General features: G+C 65.3%; 16 protein-coding genes. 8 read left to right on the top strand and 8 right to left on the bottom strand.

Annotated features, from left to right (window positions below):
• Nucleotide 1: 1 nt before the first annotated feature.
• Together GQY20_RS25800 and GQY20_RS25805 are read right to left on the bottom strand one after the other, a co-directional pair.
• The gene (locus tag GQY20_RS25800; RefSeq protein WP_157220040.1) at nt 2-3,196 is read right to left on the bottom strand and encodes an efflux RND transporter permease subunit; all 3,195 of its coding nucleotides are present in this window, start codon (nt 3,194-3,196) and stop codon (nt 2-4) included.
• 12 nt (nt 3,197-3,208) lie between these two features.
• Entirely contained in the window at nt 3,209-4,372 is a 1,164-nt protein-coding gene (locus GQY20_RS25805) for an efflux RND transporter periplasmic adaptor subunit (RefSeq protein ID WP_157220041.1), read from the bottom strand.
• A gap of 224 nt (nt 4,373-4,596) precedes the next feature.
• On the opposite strand from GQY20_RS25805, the gene GQY20_RS25810 reads away from it, so the two are divergent.
• Both GQY20_RS25810 and GQY20_RS25815 read left to right on the top strand, forming a co-directional pair.
• Nucleotides 4,597-4,857: a GlsB/YeaQ/YmgE family stress response membrane protein gene (locus tag GQY20_RS25810; RefSeq protein WP_198351209.1), complete on the top strand. Its 261-nt coding sequence runs from the start codon at nt 4,597-4,599 to the stop codon at nt 4,855-4,857.
• Between the two features lie 158 nt (nt 4,858-5,015).
• Nucleotides 5,016-5,732, top strand: coding sequence for an SIMPL domain-containing protein (locus tag GQY20_RS25815; RefSeq protein WP_157220043.1), 717 nt, complete (start codon nt 5,016-5,018; stop codon nt 5,730-5,732).
• A 53-nt stretch (nt 5,733-5,785) separates the two neighbouring features.
• On the opposite strand, the gene GQY20_RS25820 is transcribed toward GQY20_RS25815, so the two are convergent.
• From GQY20_RS25820 to GQY20_RS25830, 3 genes are all read right to left on the bottom strand, one after another.
• Entirely contained in the window at nt 5,786-6,043 is a 258-nt protein-coding gene (locus GQY20_RS25820; protein WP_157220044.1) for a GlsB/YeaQ/YmgE family stress response membrane protein, read from the bottom strand.
• A gap of 204 nt (nt 6,044-6,247) precedes the next feature.
• Entirely contained in the window at nt 6,248-6,547 is a 300-nt protein-coding gene (gene sciP / locus GQY20_RS25825) for a CtrA inhibitor SciP (protein WP_157220045.1), read from the bottom strand.
• 103 nt (nt 6,548-6,650) lie between these two features.
• Nucleotides 6,651-6,941, bottom strand: coding sequence for a hypothetical protein (locus tag GQY20_RS25830; protein WP_157220046.1), 291 nt, complete (start codon nt 6,939-6,941; stop codon nt 6,651-6,653).
• Nucleotides 6,942-7,072: 131 nt separating this feature from the next.
• Here GQY20_RS25830 and mnmA point away from each other — a divergent pair, with 131 nt between their 5' ends.
• The 4 genes from mnmA to pgeF all read left to right on the top strand — a co-directional run bounded on the left by mnmA (nt 7,073) and on the right by pgeF (nt 10,925).
• Entirely contained in the window at nt 7,073-8,176 is a 1,104-nt protein-coding gene (gene mnmA, locus GQY20_RS25835) for a tRNA 2-thiouridine(34) synthase MnmA (RefSeq protein ID WP_157220047.1), read from the top strand.
• An 82-nt stretch (nt 8,177-8,258) separates the two neighbouring features.
• The gene (gene lgt / locus GQY20_RS25840; RefSeq protein WP_198351210.1) at nt 8,259-9,119 is read left to right on the top strand and encodes a prolipoprotein diacylglyceryl transferase; all 861 of its coding nucleotides are present in this window, start codon (nt 8,259-8,261) and stop codon (nt 9,117-9,119) included.
• A 28-nt stretch (nt 9,120-9,147) separates the two neighbouring features.
• Nucleotides 9,148-10,158, top strand: a complete 1,011-nt coding sequence (locus GQY20_RS25845) for a class I SAM-dependent methyltransferase (RefSeq protein WP_408641138.1) — start codon at nt 9,148-9,150, stop codon at nt 10,156-10,158.
• A 2-nt stretch (nt 10,159-10,160) separates the two neighbouring features.
• On the top strand, nt 10,161-10,925 hold the full coding sequence (pgeF, locus tag GQY20_RS25850) for a peptidoglycan editing factor PgeF (RefSeq protein WP_157220049.1): 765 nt from the start codon (nt 10,161-10,163) through the stop codon (nt 10,923-10,925).
• A gap of 7 nt (nt 10,926-10,932) precedes the next feature.
• Here pgeF and GQY20_RS25855 read toward each other — a convergent pair whose 3' ends face one another.
• Nucleotides 10,933-11,316: a VOC family protein gene (locus GQY20_RS25855; RefSeq protein ID WP_157220050.1), complete on the bottom strand. Its 384-nt coding sequence runs from the start codon at nt 11,314-11,316 to the stop codon at nt 10,933-10,935.
• 115 nt (nt 11,317-11,431) lie between these two features.
• Here GQY20_RS25855 and GQY20_RS25860 point away from each other — a divergent pair, with 115 nt between their 5' ends.
• Nucleotides 11,432-12,748, top strand: coding sequence for a cystathionine gamma-synthase family protein (locus GQY20_RS25860; RefSeq protein ID WP_157220051.1), 1,317 nt, complete (start codon nt 11,432-11,434; stop codon nt 12,746-12,748).
• Here the strand turns inward: GQY20_RS25860 and GQY20_RS25865 are convergent, their stop codons facing one another.
• Together GQY20_RS25865 and murA are read right to left on the bottom strand one after the other, a co-directional pair.
• On the bottom strand, nt 12,749-13,705 hold the full coding sequence (locus tag GQY20_RS25865; protein ID WP_157220052.1) for a hypothetical protein: 957 nt from the start codon (nt 13,703-13,705) through the stop codon (nt 12,749-12,751).
• Between the two features lie 102 nt (nt 13,706-13,807).
• Nucleotides 13,808-15,091, bottom strand: coding sequence for a UDP-N-acetylglucosamine 1-carboxyvinyltransferase (gene murA / locus GQY20_RS25870; protein ID WP_157220053.1), 1,284 nt, complete (start codon nt 15,089-15,091; stop codon nt 13,808-13,810).
• Nucleotides 15,092-15,268: 177 nt separating this feature from the next.
• Between murA and GQY20_RS25875 the strand changes: the two genes are divergently transcribed.
• Nucleotides 15,269-16,003, top strand: a complete 735-nt coding sequence (locus GQY20_RS25875; RefSeq protein WP_157220054.1) for a Crp/Fnr family transcriptional regulator — start codon at nt 15,269-15,271, stop codon at nt 16,001-16,003.
• The last annotated feature ends 3 nt before the right edge of the window (nt 16,004-16,006 follow it).

A 16,006-nucleotide genomic window follows, 5' to 3' on the forward strand; every position in this document is an offset into this window, starting at 1 on the left:
TTCATTCGGCGGGCTGCGGCGCGTGATGCGTCCGGCTGTCGTCGTTCAGGAAGCGGCCGAGCTTGGGGCCGAGCCATTTCTCGAAACTGTCCGCGAGGCTGAAGCTTGCGGGTACGATCACCAGGGTCAGCAGGGTCGAGAGCAGGAGGCCACCGATCACCGTGATGCCCATCGGTGCGTTGAAGCTGCCGTCGCCGCTGAGCGCGAGCGCGGTCGGAACCATGCCCGCCACCATCGCGACCGTGGTCATCACGATCGGTTGCGCGCGCTTGTGGCCGGCATCGAGGATCGCCTCCAGCTTCTCGCGGCCCTGGCTCATCTCCTCGATCGCGAAATCGACCAGCAGGATCGAATTTTTAGCGACGATACCGAACAGCATCAAAAGGCCGATCAGCACCGGCATCGAGATCGGCATACCGACGAGATGCAGCGCCAGCGCGCCGCCCAGCGGAGCGAGCAGCAGCGATCCCATGTTCACCATCGGCGGCATCACGCGCTTGTAGAGGAGCACGAGCACCGCGAAGACCAGGAAGATGCCGGAGATCACGGCGATCACGAAATTGCTGATCATCTCGGCCGCGATCTTGTCGTCGCCGAAGCTCACGCGCTCGACGCCGGTGGGCATCTGCGTGAGCGCGGGCAGCGCGTTGATCTTCTTCATCGCCTGGCCCGAGACGACGCCGGGCGCCAGGTCCGCGCCGATCACGATGCGGCGCTTCTGCCCATAGCGGCGCAGCTCGGTCGGCCCGGCGCCGAGGCCGATGTCCGCCACCACCTTGAGCGGCACGGATCCGCCGGCCGCGGTCGGCACCGGCAGATTCTGGATGGTGGAAAGATCGCGGCGCGCATCCTCCCGGATCGCCACACGGATCGGGATCTGCCGGTCGCTCAGCGAGAATTTTGCGACATTCTGGTCGATGTCGCCCAGGGTCGCGATGCGGATCGTCTGGCTGAGCGCGGCGGTGGTTACCCCCATGTCCGCGGCGAGGTCGAAGCGGGGATGGATGGTGATTTCCGGCCGCTGCAGGTCGCCGTCGATCCGTGGCGCCCGCAATTCGGGCAGCGCGCGCATCTGGGTGACGAGATCGAGCGCCGTCTGGTTGAGCTTGTTCGGCTCGTCGCTGGCCAGCATTACCGTCAGGTCGCGTCCCCCAATGCCTCCGGCCTGTGACTGGAAGGCGATGCGCGCGTCGGGAATCGCCGCCAGCTTGGGCTGCATGGCGCGTTCGAACTCGACGCTCTTGCGCTTGCGATCGGCTTTCAGCGTCAGATAGACCGTCGCCTTGCCGACCTCGATATCCTCGAACGCCTGGCTGACCTCGGGAGCCTGGCGCAGCACGGCCGTCACCTTGTCGGCCACCTGCTCGGTCTGTCGGAGTGTCGCGCCCGGGGCGAGCTCGACATTGACCTGGCTGTAGTCGACGTTGAGCGTCGGCTGGAAGGTGAAGGAGAGGGTGGAGAAGGCCGCGATCGTGGCGAGAAACGCCAGGAAGGCGATGCCCATCGTCCAGACGCGGTGATCGGCGAGCTTCGATCGCACGAAGCGCTGCGACCGGACGCGCGCCTGCCACATGCCGCTGCGCGGATGTTGCGCTGCCATTGCCGCCCAGACCGGGCGATTGCGGATCTCGCGCGCGCGGCTATCGTCCAGCGACCAGTGCAGCACCTTCATGTAAAGGTCCATCAACGGTCCGCTGCCATGCGGCGCCTCGCCATGCGCCTTCAGGAAATAGGCGGCGACCATGGGGGTGATGAGGCGCGCGACGGCAAGGCTGATCAACACCGCGATAACGACGGTAAGGCCGAACTGTTTGAAGAACTGGCCGGAAACGCCAGGCATCAAGCCTACCGGCAGGAATACGGCGACGATCGACATGGTGGTGGCGACGACGGCGAGGCCGATCTCGTCGGCGGCGTCGATCGATGCCTGATAGGCGGATTTGCCCATGCGCATATGGCGCACGATATTCTCGATCTCCACGATCGCATCGTCCACCAGCACGCCGGCCACCAGGCTGAGCGCAAGCAGGCTGACGCCGTTCAGCGTGAAGCCCAGCAAGTCCATGAACCAGAAGGTCGGGATCGCCGAGAGCGGGATCGCCATCGCCGAGATTGCCATGGCGCGCCAGTCGCGCAGGAACAGGAAGACTACGATGACGGCGAGCACCGCGCCCTCCACCATCGCACTCATCGCAGCATGATATTGGCTTTCGGTATATTGGACGCTGTTGAAAAGCTCCGTGAAGCGGATCTTCGGATTTTCCTTCTGCAGCTTGTCCAGCGCCTTCTTGGCCGCGCGGTAGACGGTGACGTCAGACGCGCCCTTGGCCTTGACCATGCTGAAGCTCAGCACCTGGCGCCCGCCCATCTTGCCGAGATGGCGCTGCTCCGCATAGAGATCGCGCACGTCGGCGATCTCGGAAAGCTTGATCGTGCGTCCGCCGCCGACGGTAATCTGCTGCTGGCTCAGATCATAGGCATTGCGCGCATTGCCAAGAACGCGAACCGACTGCTCCGCGCCGGCGATCTCGGCACGGCCGCCGGCCGCGTTGAGATTGGTCAGGCGCAGCTGGGCATTGACCTCGGCGGCGGTGATGCCCTGCGCCTGCATCTTGATGGGATCGAGGATCACGCGAATCTCGCGGCTGACGCCGCCGCCGCGCTGCACCTGCGCCATGCCCTCGATGCCGAGCAGCGTCTTGGCGACGGTGTTGTCGACGTACCAGCTCAGCTGTTCCAACGTCATGTCGACGGCTTCCACCGACATGTAGGACATCGGGCCGCCGTCGATGTCGACGCGGTTGATCTGCGGCTCCAATATGCCTTCGGGCAGCTCGCTGCGAACCTGTGACACCGCATTGCGCACGTCGTTCACGGCGCGGTCGACGGGCGTGCCGATGGTGAACTGCACGAAGGTGCGCGACTGGCCCTCGCTGACATAAGAGGACATCTCGTTGACGCCGCTGATGCTGCGGACGGCTGCCTCGATCCTCTGCGTCACCTGGGTCTCGAGTTCGGTCGGGGCGGCGCCCGGCTGCTGTACGATCACCTCGGCCGCCGGGAAGCTGATGTCCGGCTGCTGGTTCACCTGCATGCGCATGAAGCTGACGAGACCGGCGAGGGTCAGCGCCACGAACAGCACGATCGCCGGAACCGGGTTCCGGATCGACCAGGCGGATATGTTGCGGAAAGCCATCGCGCTTCGCCCTTACCGGGCGGCGACGCGGCTCGGCGTCACCTTGTCGCCCGGGTTAAGGAAGGCACCGGCCGAATAGACCACATGCTCGTCGCCGGTGAGTCCGGAGAGGATGGCGATGCCCTGGTCAGACACCTGACCGATGCGCACATCGCGCCGCCGGACGACGTTGCCGCCGTCGATCACATAGACATAATTGCCCTTGGCATCGCTCTGCACCGCGGATTCGGGCAGCACGGGTGCGGAGACGGTGCCGCTTTCGAGCTGTGCCGTAGCGAAGCCACCCGGGCGGAGCGCGGGATCGTAATCGAGCGCAATCCGCGCCAGCCCCTGGCGGGTCTGATTGTCTATGATCGGAGAAAGCTGCCAGATGCGGCCCCGGAAGCTCCGCGACGAACCGACCGGCGTGACGGTGGCGCCGTCGCCCACCTTCATCCGGGCGAGATCGCCTTCGGAAAGCTGCGCGCGCAATTCCAGCTCGCCATTCTCGGCAACACGGAACAGCGCGCCGCTGGTCGGATTCACCACTTGTCCCGCCTCCACCATGCGGGTGAGCACCAGGCCGGCCTTGGGACTGCGGATGTCGAGCCGGCCGATGCGCGCGCGCATCTCGCCGAGTTGCGCTCTGGCGACCGAAACCTGCGCGCGCATCGCATCGCGCGAGGCGCGCTTGGAATCGAGATCGGCCTTGGAGATGAAGCCGCGCGACACGAGTGCGAGAGCGCGATCGAGATTGGATTGCGCGAGCTCGGCATTGGCCTCGGCCGCCCGGATCTGGGCGGCGAGCTGCGCGGCCTGCTGCGTTTCGACCGACGTGTCGATCGTCGCCATGGTCTGGCCGGCGTTCACCCAGTCACCTGGCTCGACCAGCACGCGCGCGATCATTCCGCCCTCGCCGGCAACGCCGACGGGCATGTCGCGCTTAGCGGCCAGCGTGCCCGTTGCCGCGACGCTGTTGGTCACGAGCGTGCGGCCCGGCACGATATAGGTGACGCCGGGAGGCGCAGGTTGGGCGGTCGGTTCGGACGAGCCGCGGTGCATCAGCAGCCACGCCGCGACGAGCACGAACAGAATGCCGGCGCCGATGATCGTGAGACGCAACCGCCGGCGCCTGTCCGATTCGGGCAGGTCGACCAATTCGGCCCGCTCCCGCGAGAAGCCCGGTTCGATATTCATAACGTCCAACTTCCCGCCCCGTCCCAGGCTTCCATTCCTCGGCGCGCTGTATTACATCAATAAGGCACCGGCCTCAAGGCTGTGCAGAGCAAGGCCGGTGTTCTGCCTTTTCCGGCCCGCGGGCGCAAGCGTTCGCGCAATGCACGCTCTTTTGAACTTGTAATGACATAGATGAAAGCAGACGATGTCCGCGCTCGGACACGTCGATGGTGGGAGAGAACGGCATGGCGGAAATACCGGGCTGGATATTCATCGGACTGGTTGCCGGCGTGCTCGGCAAGCTCATCATGCCGGGCCGCGATCCCGGCGGTTTCATCGTCACCATCTTGTTGGGTATCGCTGGCGCGTTGCTCGCGGGATTTGTCGGCCGCGAGGCCGGCTTTTATCGGCCGGGGGAAAATGCCGGCTGGATCGCCGCGACGCTGGGGGCAATCGTGATCCTGATCCTGTACCGGATCATCATGAAGAGTCGCCAGTCGCTCTGACAAGACCGTCATTTTCGTCGGGCGGGAAGCCATCGCCTTCTCACATGCTGCCTCCAAGGTTTCGCGTGCCGGTCTCCGTTCAGAAATCATGCAGGCCGATGTCGCTTTATTGTCGGCATGGCCGAGCATGACACGGCCTAGGACATGAAGGGACTGAGATGAGGAGTCAGGGACTGTTGCTCGCCGCGGCAATGATGGTGCCGGCGGTGGCCGAGGCGCAGACGGCGGCGACGCCGGTGCCCACGATTTCGGGTACGCGGCTCGACATCGTGGCGGAGGGCAGCGTGACGCGCGTGCCGGACATCGTCACGATCAGCGCGGGCGTGGTGACTCAGGCGCAGACGGCTGCTGCGGCGATGAGCGACAATGCTTCGCGCATGGCGGCTGTGGTCGCTGCGCTCAAGAAGGCGGGCGTGGCGGATCGTGACATCCAGACCAACGCGATCAACCTCAATCCGCAATATCGCTACGCCGACAATCAGCCGCCGGTGCTGACCGGTTATCAGGCGACAAACCAGGTGAGCGTGAAATTTCGCGACATCAAGCGGACTGGTGCAATCCTGGATGCGTTGGTGGCGCAGGGCGCGAACCAGATCAACGGGCCGAATTTTGGCGTCGATCAGCCTGACGCAGCGCTCGACGAGGCGCGCGCACAGGCGATTGCGACGGCCCGCAAGCGGGCGGACCTCTATGCGCGCGCAGCCGGGCTCAGCGTGAAGCGCATCCTGGCGATCAGCGAGGGCGAGGCGGCCAGCCCGCCACGGCCAATGCCGATGATGGCGATGGCGCGCATGGAAAAGGCCGCGGATACTGCTGTCGAGGCCGGCGAGCAGAAGCTTGCGATCAGCGTGACGGTCAGTTTCGAGCTGCAATAGCCCGAACTGCAACGAAAGCGACGGGCCGGCCAGCCAGCCGGCCCGTTTCGCTCTTATCGGACAGTGCCCCGGCGTACGAGGTTGATCACCGCGAGCAAGATGATCGCGCCGACGAATGCGGTCAGCAGGGCGGTGAGATTCAGCGGGGCGTCGATCAGGCCGCTACCGCCGAAAAGCAGTCCACCGAGCAAGGCGCCGGCAATGCCCACCACGATATCCAGGAAGATGCCCTGCTGGGCGTTGGTGCGCATCACGATGCTGGCCAGCCAGCCGATAACGCCGCCGATGACAAGTGTGAGGAGCAGGCCCACGTCGATTCTCCAGTCCATGCGCCGCAGGCACTGAAGCGCGATCGACGGAGGGAGCGGTTCGTGTCTCCGTTTCTCGGGTCGATCGGGCTTCCGGGCACCGTGGCGATCCGTTGAGGATACGCCCAAGCGCTGGGCTGGTTCCGGATAGGCTTGGGACGAGAAGCAGGAATGGCGGGGCCGAAGGGCCGGCCCCGCGAGATAGAATCAGAATTTTTGCTGGCGCTCGTAGAGCGACTTGTAGTGCTGGATGCGTGTCACGCGCAGACCAGGCATGCCGGAGCGATCGACGGCGCGCTGCCAGGTCGCGAATTCCTCCAGGCTGAGGCTGTAGCGATCGCAGACCTCGTCCACCGTCAGCAGCCCGCCATTCACGGCAGCCACGACCTCGGCCTTTCGGCGCACGACCCAACGGGTGGTGTTCGGCGGCGGCAGCGAATCCAGCGTCAACGGCTCACCGAGCGGGCCGATGACCTGGGCCGGTCTGATTTTCTGGTTCTCGATCATTCGTACCTCAAAATGCGCAGCCTGTATCAGTCTCTGTCCCTATTCCCCGGCTTTACGCCCGCTGCGTTGAACGAACGCTAAAATGCCAAGGTAAAAATCCCGTTCATATTGATTGACGCCCGTCGCATGGATCGACGTTGGCGATGCGGGGATGAAAGCTCCCGCCCAATGCGCGCAGGGAAACCGATTCCATCGGATGCGGGTCGAACAGCGCCACCAACGCGTCGAACGGACGCAAAGTCTCGGATCGTCCGGCGGAGGCGCGCGCGGCGGCCTGGCCCGTGGGGCTTGCGGCCTGCTCGGCCGCCAGTCTTGCGAGCAGGCGATGATAGTCGAGCGGAATCGCCCCGGCGATCAGGTGGTTGCGATTGCGTCTGGCGAAGCCGAGATCCATGCCCAAGCCTCCAAATCCGGCGCGGCGTGCTGCCTGAGGCCCCGCAGGCTAGGTGTATTTGTTCAACGTCCGGTAAATTCCGGCCCCGGTTTTTTGCGTAGCTGTGCAGGTGGCGCTAAAGGGCCGGCATCATGCAGGTGGATTTTCAGCTCGGCCCCGATCTCAAGGGCAAGCGCATCGTCGTCGCCATGTCCGGCGGGGTCGACAGTTCCGTCGTGGCCGCGCTCGCCGCGCGCAGCGGTGCCGAAACGATCGGCGTAACCCTGCAACTCTACGATCATGGCGCGGCGGTCGGGCGCAGCGGAAGCTGCTGCGCGGGCCAGGACATACGCGATGCGCGCGCGGTCGCGGACCGGCTCGGCATCGCCCATTACGTGCTCGACTATGAAAGCCGGTTCCGGGAAAGCGTGATCGATCGCTTCGCCGACGAATATCTTGCCGGCCGTACGCCGATTCCCTGCGTCCGCTGCAACCAGGGAGTGAAGTTCACAGATCTGTTCGGCATTGCCCGCGATCTCGGCGCAGACTGCCTCGCCACCGGCCATTATGTACGCCGCATGGTCGGCGCTCATGGTGCCGAGCTGCATCGTGCCGCCGATCCGGCGCGTGATCAGAGCTATTTCCTGTTCGCGACGACGCGTGCGCAGCTCGATTATCTGCGCTTCCCGCTTGGCGGCATGCCCAAGCCCGAAGTGCGCGCGATCGCGGCGGAGATCGGTCTCGGCGTCGCGGCGAAGCCGGACAGCCAGGACATCTGCTTCGTGCCCGACGGCGATTATGCCTCGCTGGTGCGCAAGCTCCGGCCCGAGGCGGCGGAGGGCGGCGAGATCGTCGATCGCGACGGCCGCGTGCTCGGCCGGCATCGCGGCATCGTCAATTTCACCGTCGGCCAGCGCAAGGGGCTGGAGATAGGCGGTCAGGCCGAACCGCTCTACGTGCTCGGTGTCGAACCCGAGACGCGCCGCGTGATTGCTGGACCGCGACGCGCATTGGCGGTCGCCTCGGCGGCGATCGCTGAGGTGAACTGGCTGGGCGAGGATTACGACCTGCCGATGACGGCCAAGATCCGCTCGCTCGCCAAGCCCGTGCCGGCGCGCTTCGATGGACGCACAGTCTCGTTCGATTGCCCGGAATATGGCGTCTCGCCGGGGCAGGCGGCGGTGTTCTATGCAGGTGATCGCGTGCTGGGCGGCGGCTGGATCGAGAGTACCGCGGCGGCCGATCTCGCCGCCTAGTCTCGCGGACGGGAACGCAACACCGCTTCCCGTTTGCGCCGCCGCAGCCTATGAGGCTGCGCGAACCGATCGGGGAAATGCCTTGCTACCTGCGCTGCTCGCCGACGCCGCATCGGCGTTTCACTTCGAATCGCTCCACCTCTCGCCCGTCGCGCTCGATCTCGGCTTCCTGCAGATACGCTGGTATTCGCTGGCCTATATTGCCGGCATCCTGATCGGCTGGTGGTATCTCCTGAAGCTGATCGCGCAGCCTGGTGCGCCGATGGCGCGGCGCCATGCGGACGATTTCGTCTTCTATGCGACGATCGGCATCCTCGTCGGCGGCCGGCTGGCCTATTGCATCTTCTACGATACGGACATCCTACGGAATCCGATCGAGATACTGAAGCTGTGGGAAGGAGGCATGTCCTTCCACGGCGGCGCGCTCGGCGTCAGCGCCGGCATCATCTACATGGCGTGGCGGAACAAGCTGAACTGGCTACGCATCCACGATTATGTCTGTTGCTGCGTGCCGTTCGGGCTGTTTTTCGGGCGCATCGCCAATTTCGTGAACGGCGAGCTGTGGGGCCGGCCGACCGACGTGCCCTGGGCGATCATCTTCCCCCGCGCCGGGCCGGAGCCGCGCCATCCCAGCCAGCTCTACGAGGCTGGCCTGGAGGGCATCGTGCTGTTCACCGTGCTGTGGTTGCTCTTCTGGAAGACGCAGGCGCGCTATCAGCCCGGCAAGCTCGTCGGCACCTTCCTGATCGGCTACGGCCTCAGTCGCTTCATCGTGGAATTTTTCCGCGAGCCGGACCGGCAGCTCGGTATCATGCCCTGGCATCTCACCATGGGGCAGACGCTGACCATCCCGATGCTGCTCGGCGGTCTCTATCTGATCCTCACCGCCAAGGGACGCCGCGTGCGCGTCGAGGCGACGGCGGGGAGCCAGAGCGTCGCCTGATCCCGGCCTCGGTGCGCGGCTCGCCCGTTTGATCGGGGCGGAGGGCCCCATCCCGCTCGCCCACTATATGGGTTTTGCCAACGCGCATTATTATGCCTCGCGCGATCCGCTCGGCGTCGCCGGCGATTTCATCACGGCGCCCGAGATCAGCCAGATGTTCGGTGAGCTCATCGGCCTTTGGCTCGCGGATCTGTGGATGCGGGCGGGTCGCCCTGCGGCTTCCTATGCCGAACTGGGGCCGGGCCGGGGTACGCTGGCCGCCGATGCCGCGCGGGCGATGCGCGCTGCGAAGCTCGTGCCTCCCATCCACCTCGTCGAGACCAGCCCCGTGCTCCGCACCGCGCAGCGCGAGCGTCTGCCCGCAGCGACGTGGCACGACGATGCCGGCAGCCTGCCCGAGGACGGGCCGCTGCTGATCGTCGCCAATGAGTTTTTCGATGCCCTGCCGGTGCGCCAGCTCGTGCGCACGGCGGGCGGCTGGCGCGAGCATCTCGTGGGATGGCAGGACGGGCGCTTCGTACCCGTGGCCGGTGAGGTGCCGATGGACGCCTTGGTGCCGGAGGTGCTGCGTGACGCGGATGCCGGCAGCGTGTTCGAGAGCTCGCCCGCGTCGGCGGCGATCATCGCGCAGCTGGCGCGCAGGCTGGCAACGCAGGGCGGTGTCATGCTCCTGATCGACTATGGCTATGCCGGTCCGGCGATCGGCGACACGCTGCAGGCGGTGCGCCGCCATGCCTATGCCGATCCGTTCGTCGACCCGGGGAGCTGCGATCTCACCGCCCATGTGGATTTCGCATCCCTGGCGGCGACGGCGCAAGCCGAGGGCGTTCAGGCTTTCGGACCGGTGGGCCAGGGCGAGTGGCTGGAACGCGTCGGCATCGGCGTGCGAGCGGAGGCGCTGGCCCGCTCCTCTCCCACGCGCGCGGGAGACATAGCGGCGGCGCGCGTGCGGTTGACCGCGCCGGGCGCGATGGGCCAGTTGTTCCGCGTGCTGGCGCTCGTTGCGCCGGGCTGGCCTGTTCCCGAAGGATTTGCCTGATCATGGTCGAAACCATCCGCGCCGAAGCACTTGCTGCCGTCCCGCACGGCTTTCTCGGCCGGCGCGGCGGGGTGTCGGGCGGGATTCATGCGGGGCTCAATGTCGGGCTCGGATCCGACGATGATCGCGAGGCGATCGCGGAAAACCGGCGCCGTGCCGTCGCGGCGGTGTTGCCCGCTGCCGCGCTCGTTACCCTGCATCAGGTGCATTCGCCCCATGCGATCGCCGTCACCGCACCCTTTCCGGACGATGCCCGCCCCCACGCCGATGCGCTCGTCACCGATCGCCCCGGCCTGCTGCTCGGCATATTGACTGCCGATTGCGGGCCGATCCTGCTCGCCGATGCGGAGGCGGGCGTGGTGGGTGCCGCCCATGCCGGATGGAAGGGCGCCTTTGGCGGCGTGATCGAGACGACGCTGGCGCAGATGGAGGCGCTGGGCGCGGATCGCGGCCGGATCGCGGCGGCGATCGGCCCCTGCATCGCGCGCGCCTCCTATGAGGTGGATTCCGGCTTCCTGCTTCGTTTCACCGAAGCCGATCCGGAGAATGAGCGCTTTTTTGCCGACGGCAGGCGCGAGGACCATCATCAGTTCGATCTCGAGGCCTATATCGCCTCCCGTCTCGCCGGCGCCGGCGTGCTGCGCGTCGAGGCGCTGGGCCTCGACACCTATGCCGATGCCGATCGCTTTTTCAGCTTCCGCCGCTCGACGCACCGCGGCGAGCCCGATTACGGGCGGCAAATCTCGCTGATAGGGCTGCCGGAATAGGCCGTCATCACACCGGGTAGCGATTCTCTTCCGGCGTATGGAGCTGGGCGATCACCCAGCCATTGCCGTCGAGATCCTCGAGCAGGGTGAAGCGTCCCCAAGGCTGCTCGCCGATGGGCGTGAGCGTGATGCCGAGGTCGGTGAGGCGGGCATGCTCCGCATCGATATCGTCGACATGCAGCATCAGGCCGGTCTGCCCGCCCGGCTTCAGCGCCTCGAACCAGGTGGTGAGCGCGATGGTGGCGCCGCCGTCCTTCGGCTGGAGCTGGATCCAGCGCATGTCGGGACCCATCGGTGCTTCGCGCAGCAAGGTGAAGCCCATGATGTCGGTGTAGAAATCTTTGGACTTGCCGGGATCCGTGACGGGAATCGAGACGATCGAGATCGGCATCGCTGGCTCTCCTGCGTGAATATCGCGCAATCCGGATAAGACCGGCGGCGGGTGACGGTATCAAGTCCCCGGCCGCGCGTTTAGGATGCAGGCGTCCACCAAGGAGACCTCTCCTATGACGAAAGAGACCGAAGCCGACCTGTCCGGCACCACCCCTCGCCGCCGGCCCCGCCCCGATATCGTCGAGATCGGCGGACGCAAGCTGCAGCCTTCCACTCTGATGATGGGTCATGGCTATGATCCGATGCTCTCCGAAGGCTCGCTGAAGCCGCCGATCTTTCTCACCTCAACCTTCGTCTTCGAGAGCGCGGCCGCGGGCAAGCGGCACTTCGAAGGCGTCACCGGCAAGCGTCCGGGTGGAGCGGAAGGCCTCGTCTATTCCCGGTTCAACGGACCCGACCAGGAAATTCTCGAGCATCGGCTCGGCGTCTGGGAGGAAGCGGAGGATGCGCTCAGCTTTTCCTCCGGCATGGCGGCGATCGCGACGATGCTGCTCGCGCTGGTCAAGCCTGGCGACACGATCGTCCATTCCGCGCCACTCTATGCCGCCACCGAGACACTCATCGGCAAGATCCTCGGCCGTTTCGGCGTGCAGTGGCTCGATTTCCCGGCAGGAGCGAGTCCGGCCGAGATCAGCGCCGTGCTCGGCCGGGCGAAGGATGCTGGCCGGGTGCCGCTGATCTATCTGGAAAGTCCGGCCAATCCGACCAATGCGCTGGTCGACATCGAGGCCGTGGTCGCGGCGCGTGATGCGATCTTCGGTGTCGGTCCCGATCGCCCGCCGATCGTGATCGACAACACCTTCCTCGGTCCGCTTTGGCAGAAGCCGCTGCGGCACGGTGCCGAGTTGGTGCTCTACAGCCTCACCAAATATGCCGGCGGGCACAGCGATCTCGTCGCGGGCGGCGTGGTCGGGGCCAAGACGGTGCTCGATCCGATCCGCGCGATGCGCAACACGATCGGTACGATCACCGATCCGCACTCTGCCTGGATGCTGCTGCGCTCGCTGGAGACCTTGGAGCTCCGGATGAGCCGGGCGGGTGAGAATGCGGCGAAGGTGTGCGCCTTCCTGCGCGATCATCCCAAGGTGGAACGGGTCGGCTATCTCGGTTTTCTCGAGGAAGGATCGCGCCAGGCTGATATTTTCCGCCGCCATTGCACCGGCGCTGGATCCACCTTCTCGCTCTATCTCAAGGGCGGGGAGACGGAATCCTTCGCCTTTCTCGATGCGCTCAAGATCGCCAAGCTGGCGGTCAGCCTCGGTGGCACCGAGACCTTGGCCTCCCACCCGGCGGGCATGACGCATCTGTCGGTGCCGGATGCGCGCAAGGCTGCCCTGGGGATCACCGACAACCTGGTCCGTATCTCGATCGGCGTCGAAGATGCGGACGATCTCGTCGCCGATTTCGATCAGGCGCTCAAGGCGGTGTGATTATTTGGCGGCGCGCTTGGGCGGTGCGGCGATGCCGTCCCATCGCCCCGCGAGCGCGTCGCGCAACGTCTGGGTCACAGGCAGATGGCCGAAGAATTTACGATTGGTGTGGTGCATGGCCTGGGGCACCACGATGTCGGGCGCGATCAGCTGCGGTGAGTTGAAGGCGCCGAACGTGTCCCACTGGCCGATGATGTCGAGCGCATCGATAGGCTCCGGCATGGCGATGCGTGCGCTCATGGTCACGACGAGGGTGCGCTCGGCAAGATCCTTCAGTCGCTTCTCGTCCTCGGCCTTGATCGCGTAGAGCGCCTCCGAGACGACGAGATTGCCCTTGCTGTGTCCGACGATCAGCGAAAAGCGGAACCGATCGTCCTTTAGCAGAGCCTCGACCGTCTGCGTGTCGAGGCTCTGGCGGGTCCAGGCGATCGCGCCCGGCTCGCCCGGCTTGTCGGTAAGCCCATGGCGTTCGGCCAGCTTTTCCCAATATTCGAGACTCTGGCGCAGGCCGCTGAACACGCCGAACCAGAGGAAGCCTCCCAGGGCCTCCATCGCGACGTCGGTGAGCCCATAGCCGGAAACCACTGCCGCCACGGGCCTTCCGAGCGCATCGGCGACGTTACGGGCGAATGCGGCCGATCCGAGCGCCGATCCGCCGACGCCCGCAACCGCCATCACGCCGATACCCGCGCCGCCGTTCGCGGCGAAGTCTTCGATCGTCGGACAGAGGATCAATGACCCCTCACCGGTGGGCGGCACGATCAGCACCGCTCCCTCGGCGGAAGGATGATCGGACAAGATATCCGCGGAATCGCCGGTAATCACCGATACGTCGTAAAACAGCGTATCCAAAATAGCGTTGCGGCGCCGGAACGATTCCAGCAGCGCCGCCCTACTCGCGGGATCGGGGGAATTATCGAACAGGCCCAGCATCTTGCTGGCGCGTTCGAATCCCATCCTGACCGCTGAAAACAACATCGCGACCTCCGATTGGTGCGATGCAGCATAACATATCGCGTCAGCGAATAAAGTATATCCCGTACAGAAATGGACCTTTTTTCATCCGTCGGACTGTCTTTCGATGTCCGCGCCCACCGCGGACAGCTTTTCCTCCAGCCGTTCATAGCCGCGATCGAGGTGATAGACGCGGTGCACCCGCGTTTCTCCTTCGGCGGCCAGGCCGGCGAGAATCAGCCCCATCGACGCGCGCAGATCGGTGGCCATCACCTCGGCTCCATTGAGCTTCGGCACGCCGCGCACGACCGCGGAGCGTCCACGCACCTGGATGTCGGCTCCCATCCGCGCCAGTTCCGGCACGTGCATGTAGCGGTTTTCGAAGATCGTCTCGGTCAGCACGCTGGCGCCTTCCGCCAGCGCCAGCATCGCCATGAATTGCGCCTGCATGTCGGTCGGGAAGGCAGGGAAGGGCGCCGTCGAGAGCGTGAGGCCGTTCAGCGTGCCATTGGCCTTCACGAGGATCGAGTCCGGCCGTTCCTCGATATGGACACCCGCATCTGCCAGACCGGCGAGGATCGCCGTCATGTCACCATGGCGGGCGCCGACCAGTTCCAGTTCGCCATGGGTGATCGCTGCGGCGCAGGCATAGCTGCCAGCCTCGATCCGATCCGGCATCACCTGATAGGTCGCGCCGTGCAGCCGGTCGCGGCCCTGGATCACCAATCGCTCCGTGCCGATACCCTCGATCTTCGCGCCCATCGCCACCAAGCAGCGGCACAGGTCGATGATCTCCGGCTCGCGCGCTGCATTGTCGATGATCGTCTCGCCCCGCGCGAGCACGGCGGCCATGACCGCATTCTCGGTCGCGCCCACCGAAACCAGCGGGAAGACGACGTGGCCGCCGGGCAGGCCGCTCTTCGGCGCGGTCGCCTTCACATAGCCGGAAGCGAGCTCGATCTCCGCGCCCATCGCCTCCAATGCCTTCAGGTGGAGGTCGATCGGGCGATTGCCGATCGCACAGCCGCCGGGCAGTGAGACTGTGGCCTCGCCGGCGCGTGCGAGCATGGGCCCCAGCACCAGTATCGAGGCGCGCATCTTGCGCACGATGTCATAGGGGGCGACCGTTGCAGTGATCTTGCCGGCCCGCAATGTCATGACCCGGCCGAAATCCTCCGGACGCGCGCCTTCGACCATCGTCGAGACGCCGAGCTGGTTGAGCAGATGGCCGAAACTGTCGACGTCGGCGAGGCGCGGCAGGTTACGCAGCGTCAGCGGTTCGTCCGTCAGAAGCGCACAGGGCATCAATGTGAGCGCCGCATTCTTGGCGCCCGAAATAGTGACGCGGCCCGACAGCGGCTTGCCGCCGCGAATGAAGATCTTGTCCATGGATGGCCGCTTCTAGTGGCTTCGCGCTGCTGCGCAACCTCCCAGCCCGATGCCCCGACGAACGCCCCGGTCATGGATAAAGCGGCGACCTTGATCGTTGTTAGGGCGGAACCGTTGCGGTTTGCCTAAGCGGTTGAACCGTAACAAAATGGATTCACTAGACCAGATGGATCGAGAGTGAGTGGAAGCTGTTTTGCAGAAAGGCTGGAGCATTATCTCCCGCTGACTCCGAAGGAAAAAGACGCCATTGCGCGGCTCGAGGAGCAGGAGCGCAGCTATCGGCGCGGCACCGTGGTGCGCCGCGAAAATGATCGCGCGCAGGAGCTTTTCGTCATCCGTTCGGGCTGGATGTACAGCTATGTCCTTCTGGACGATGGCAGCCGCCAGATATTGCGTCTTCATTTTCCGGGGGATGTGGTCGGCACCTCGAGTGCCGCCTTCGTCGATGCGAGCGATTCGCTCGTCGCGCTGACGGACGTGAAATTATGCCCGTTCGACAAATTGGCTCTGCGGCCCTTGTTCGAACATCATCCCCGTCTTGCCGCGCTGATGTTCGTCATCGCCCAGGCTGAACGCGTTTCCCTGACGGACAGGCTGGCATCGCTGGGTCGCACCTCGGCCAAGGCGCGGGTGGCGGCACTGCTGCTCGACACGCTCGACCGGCTGCGCGTGATGAAGAGCGACATCGGCTCCACCTTTCACTTCCCGCTGACGCAGGAGGAAATCGGCGACGCGACCGGTCTGACCGCGGTGCATGTCAATCGCATGATGCGCGCGCTCGTCGAGGAAGGACATATCGAACGATCCAATTCGCACGTCACGCTCATCGAGGAGCAGCGGCTGGCCCAGGTCGCCAACTACATCAATCGCTACGCGGCTCTGGACACGAGCTGGCTGCCTGCGGCCAGCTGATCG

The sequence above is a fragment of the Flavisphingomonas formosensis genome, assembly GCF_009755815.1.
GTDB classification, from domain to species: domain Bacteria; phylum Pseudomonadota; class Alphaproteobacteria; order Sphingomonadales; family Sphingomonadaceae; genus Flavisphingomonas; species Flavisphingomonas formosensis.